At 36.1% G+C, this 4217-nt stretch carries 5 protein-coding genes and 1 pseudogene; all 6 read left to right on the top strand.

All coding sequences use genetic code 11. The annotated features are described in order from the left end of the window. A pseudogene (locus tag AC1RPH_RS07545) lies at positions 1–290 on the top strand (MobV family relaxase); the annotation flags it as partial. A 577-nt stretch (positions 291–867) separates the two neighbouring features. Further along, entirely contained in the window at positions 868–1032 is a 165-nt protein-coding gene (locus tag AC1RPH_RS07540) for a transcriptional regulator (RefSeq protein WP_481761992.1), read from the top strand. A gap of 74 nt (positions 1033–1106) precedes the next feature. Then, positions 1107–1838 (top strand): replication protein, encoded by a 732-nt coding sequence (locus tag AC1RPH_RS07535; protein WP_481761991.1) that lies wholly within the window; start codon positions 1107–1109, stop codon positions 1836–1838. Continuing rightward, positions 1835–2056 (top strand): hypothetical protein, encoded by a 222-nt coding sequence (locus AC1RPH_RS07530; protein ID WP_481761990.1) that lies wholly within the window; start codon positions 1835–1837, stop codon positions 2054–2056. The genes AC1RPH_RS07535 and AC1RPH_RS07530 overlap by 4 nt, the downstream gene beginning before the upstream one ends. Positions 2057–2149: 93 nt before the next feature. After that, on the top strand, positions 2150–2770 hold the full coding sequence (locus AC1RPH_RS07525) for a GNAT family N-acetyltransferase (protein WP_481761989.1): 621 nt from the start codon (positions 2150–2152) through the stop codon (positions 2768–2770). A gap of 574 nt (positions 2771–3344) precedes the next feature. After that, positions 3345–4217 (top strand): MobV family relaxase (gene mobV / locus AC1RPH_RS07520; protein WP_481761988.1); only part of this gene is annotated, 873 nt, incomplete at its 3' end.

The following is a 4217-nucleotide window of genomic DNA, read 5'->3' as shown; positions in this document are numbered from 1 at the left end:
TGCATGCTAGAGCAAGGCGTGAAGCCGACTCGTTAAGAGATAAACTGACTAGAACAACGTGGGACTATAATGACCTCGAAAGAGAGAATGAGCGATTGCAAAAGTTAGTCGGAACACTTCAAGGCATTGTCCGCAATGTTGATGAATTTCTACACAAAAAACTAGGTATCAATTTACCTGACAAGTGGCTAGAACGTGCAGGACTAAAAGAACCGTCTAAAAAAGCCCCTGAAAGCTCACAGGAACTCGAAAAACATAAATCTGATGAATTAGGCGGTCCACATCTTTAAAACGCTTATATGGGCTTAAAATGGCATTTAAGAGCTTAATTTAACATCTGGCTAGATTGAACGTCGTTAATTTTGTGTCTGTCAACGGTAAATCGAATTAAAGGGGCTTGCTGCTTTAGCAGTTAGCCCCTTTTTGAGGCTTTAAGGAGTTGATAGACTAGCGGATAAAACACTTTTGCGCATGCAAAGAAAAGCACACCTGCTTTTTTTGCCTGCCCCACGGCGAGTGCGGGGTGAGTTTGAGCGGGAGCTCCCGCTCATTTATGGGGTCAAGCTGACACAGCTTGCGGGTTTGGGCGGAGCCCATATTTTGGTTTGAGTGGGATAAAAATTTTGAAAATCAGGGGGCAGGGAGCGAATTTCGCTCCCGTACTACGACCCCCCTATAAGTGCCGAGTGCCAAATTTTACTTGAATAGGACTTTACGCTTACTCTCCCAATGGATTTGGGAGTTTTTTTATGACCGCCGTTTGACCGCCGTTTTGACCGCCGTTTTTTTAAACGGGTTATTTTTTGACTATATAGACTATAAGTATATAATGATGTATAATGATAAAAAAATAAAGGAGTGAGTTTTATGCCTGAAGAGAAAACAGAATATCAAGTTGTAACCGTTAGAATACCTAAAAAGATGTATGCTGATTACAAAGAGATTTTAAAAAGTGAAGGAAAAATTGTAACTTACGATATTAGAAACTATATGCGTGATGTTATCGAAAAATCTAAGAAAGGAGAAAAATGAGCATAAAAAAAGAGCGCCCTCTCTCAAGTTCGCTCGTGAAAAATGCTTTTATTTTCTAAAGGTGATTATACTATATGACTACTAAAAATACAAAGGCTAGAAACTTTGCATTCATTTTGTATCCTGAAAGTATTCCTGAAAACTTTATTGAAAATTTAGAAAAAACTGGTATTCCTATGGCGATTAGTCCGCTCCATAATTTAGATAAAACTGAACGAAAATTTAAAGATATGACTCCTGATGAACAAGAGATAATAAGTGCTGGTGGATCAATTTATAAAAAACCACATTATCATGTTTTGTATATTGCTCGTAATCCGGTTACTGTTGAAAGTATTCGGAAAAAAATAAAACGTAATTTAGGTGATCAATCTGTATCTCATATCGAAATTGTTGATAGCGTGGAGTATTATTTTCAGTATTTAACGCATGAAAGTTCTGATGCAATTAAGAAAGGTAAACACCGCTACGATAAAAAAGATTTAATCTTTATAAATGATTTTGATATTGATAGATACGTAACACTTGATGAAAATGAAAAGAAAGAATTAAGGCAGACTTTACTTGAAATTGTAGATGAATATAACATTGTTAATGTAAAGGAATTAAGCTCGTTTATCAGACAAAGAGGTAACGAATTTGGAATTGAGAGTATGAAATATGTGAATGAAATAATTTCAAGTTCTTCTGGAATTTTTCGACTATATTTTGATGCAAATTACCAATGTGGTTATCGTCCGGTCTATTCAAAAACCATTGATCCTGATACAGGAGAAATAAAGAATGAGAGAGGGGTGAGAGCATGAGAGAGTTTAGTGAAAGTGATGTTGAGAAATACTTAGAATACACTGATCAAAATGTTATCCCGACTAAAGAGCTTTTAGGTCAATGCTTTATTTGTGGTATAAAGTTAAGTGAAACTGAGACACCTGAAGGTCCAGAAAAACGAGTTGTTTGTTTGAAAGATAGAGATTACTTTGTTGAAGGATTTGAGGAATTGATAGAAATGGGAGAAATAAAATAAATATTGAGACTGGAGAGGTTAAGTAATGATTATTGACGTGGAATATATTGGATTTAAGAACAATTTAGAAGTTAATTATTTGGAGGAAAAGTAATGACACAAGCAGATATTAAATACCGTCCTATTAAACCATCCGATTATCATATCTTGGAAGATATGATTCGCAAATCATGGAACTACGATCGATTAGGAAGCCCAAAATTAGCTAAACAACTGTCTAAAATATATCTTGCCAGTTGTCTTGTTAATCAAACATTTACTAGTGTTGCTGTTTTTAATGAAGTGCCTGTTGGTATTATTATGGGTAAAAATAGAGAAACACATCGTAAACCACTAAGGTATCTTATTCGGCAAGGAATTGCTGTTGCACGAATTGCTATATCTAAAGAAGGGCGTAAAATTGGAAAGACGTTTCAAAAATTTGAAGAAGTTGATGAAATTCTTTTAAAGAGCATTGGTACAAACTTTGATGGTGAATTAGCTTTTTTTGTTGTAGATGGAAACCAACGTGGTTCAGGTATCGGTAAACAATTGTATCAACAATTTTTAGATTATATGACATCTGAAAATCTTAAGACATTTTACTTATTTACGGATACGACATGTAATTTTGGCTTTTATGAACATCAAGGTTTGGAACGATTAGCTGAAGAAACGCTCGATTTGCCAGAATTACAAGAGAATATGCATTTCTATTTGTACGGAAAAATGTGATAAAAGGGGCTAGTATTATATTTTCTAAGTAAAATGAAAAAATGTTATTTCTTAAAAATTTACCTTCAATGGGCGCGATTGTTGAACTATTTTTTTAGAAAAGGGTAGCTTAGGCTACTCTTTTTTATTTGGCCAGTGGGAAAATAAACGGTAGGGTCAACGATAAATGTCTGACTGAAGCAAATCGGAAGGAATTTAAGAAGTTGATACGATCCACTGATTTTCCACCCTCTTGGCAACTCGTTTTCGAGCCGTCGGAGACATGTAGAAATTTTCTGGGTTTGCCACTTTTGAAAAAGTGGCAAGGTCTGTTGTTTTGAATTTGATATTGAAATGAATTTGCAATCGTTGCGGAAAAATGCAAAGGTGAAAATATCATTTCTGTTACTAGAAAAAAGGACAGCTGTAGGCGTTTTTTTTTGTGCCTGTTCACGTCGAACCTTTTCAGCCTAAAGGCGAAAAAAGGGGCAAAGTGGACAGACAGTTTTTAGCCTCGCAGAGACCACACTTCACAGAGTGAAGTATAGTGGGTTATACTTTACTTGGAAGATAACTCCGAAATGAGGTGCGTACTATGAGTTTTGTAGTGGCTAGAATGACGAAATTAAAAGCTGATAATTTAGTCGGTATTGGCAATCATGACCAACGGAAAACGACTAATCACAGCAACGAAGATATTGATGTTTCCCGCTCCCACTTGAATTATGATTTGGTGGCTGGGCGCACTGATAATTTTAAAACGGATATTGAAGCCTATATCAACGAAAATAAAGCTAGTAAGCGGGCAGTTCGCAAAGACGCTGTTTTAGTCAATGAGTGGATTCTAACCAGTGACAAAGATTTTTTTGAGCAATTAGACGAAGTCGAAACCCGTAAATATTTTGAAACAGCCAAACAATATTTTGCAGATAACTATGGCGACGAAAATATTCGTTATGCGGTCGTTCACTTGGACGAGAAGACCCCTCACATGCATATGGGCATTGTGCCCTTTGATGATGATAGAAAGCTCTCAGCTAAGCGTATATTCAATCGTGAAGCCTTACAGCGCATTCAAGAGGAATTACCACAATATCTCAAAGAGAATGGCTTTGATGTTCAACGTGGCAACAAAAACAAAGAGCGTAAGAATTTATCAGTACCCGAATACAAAACTATGCGGGAAGATTTGAAAAAAATAGAGACCGAAAAACAAGAGACACAAGCAAAGCTTGCAGATACTAAAAAACAGCTTGATGAAATCAAGCCACGGGATAACAAAAAAATTGCTAGTAAACCAACTTTGCTGAATAAAAATAAAGTCATGGTTGATAAATCTGATCTCGCTGATTTGGAACAACGGGCGTCTTTTAGTGATAATTACAATCAAATGCATGCTAGAGCAAGGCGTGAAGCCGACTCGTTAAGAGATAAACTGACTAGAACAACGTGGGACTATAATGACCTC

Source organism: Dellaglioa sp. CoH-57-MRSF-16 (assembly GCF_056782055.1).
The sequence above is the reverse complement of the archived record's forward strand: the minus strand, read 5'-3'. Positions and strand labels throughout refer to the sequence as shown.

Bases quoted from the DNA above. Each gene is read 5' to 3' on its own strand.
- AC1RPH_RS07530 (WP_481761990.1), top strand. From the start codon at position 1,835: ATGAGAGAGTTTAGTGAAAGTGATGTTGAGAAATACTTAGAATACACT.
- AC1RPH_RS07540 (WP_481761992.1), top strand. From the start codon at position 868: ATGCCTGAAGAGAAAACAGAATATCAAGTTGTAACCGTTAGAATACCT.
- AC1RPH_RS07525 (WP_481761989.1), top strand. From the start codon at position 2,150: ATGACACAAGCAGATATTAAATACCGTCCTATTAAACCATCCGATTAT.
- AC1RPH_RS07535 (WP_481761991.1), top strand. From the start codon at position 1,107: ATGACTACTAAAAATACAAAGGCTAGAAACTTTGCATTCATTTTGTAT.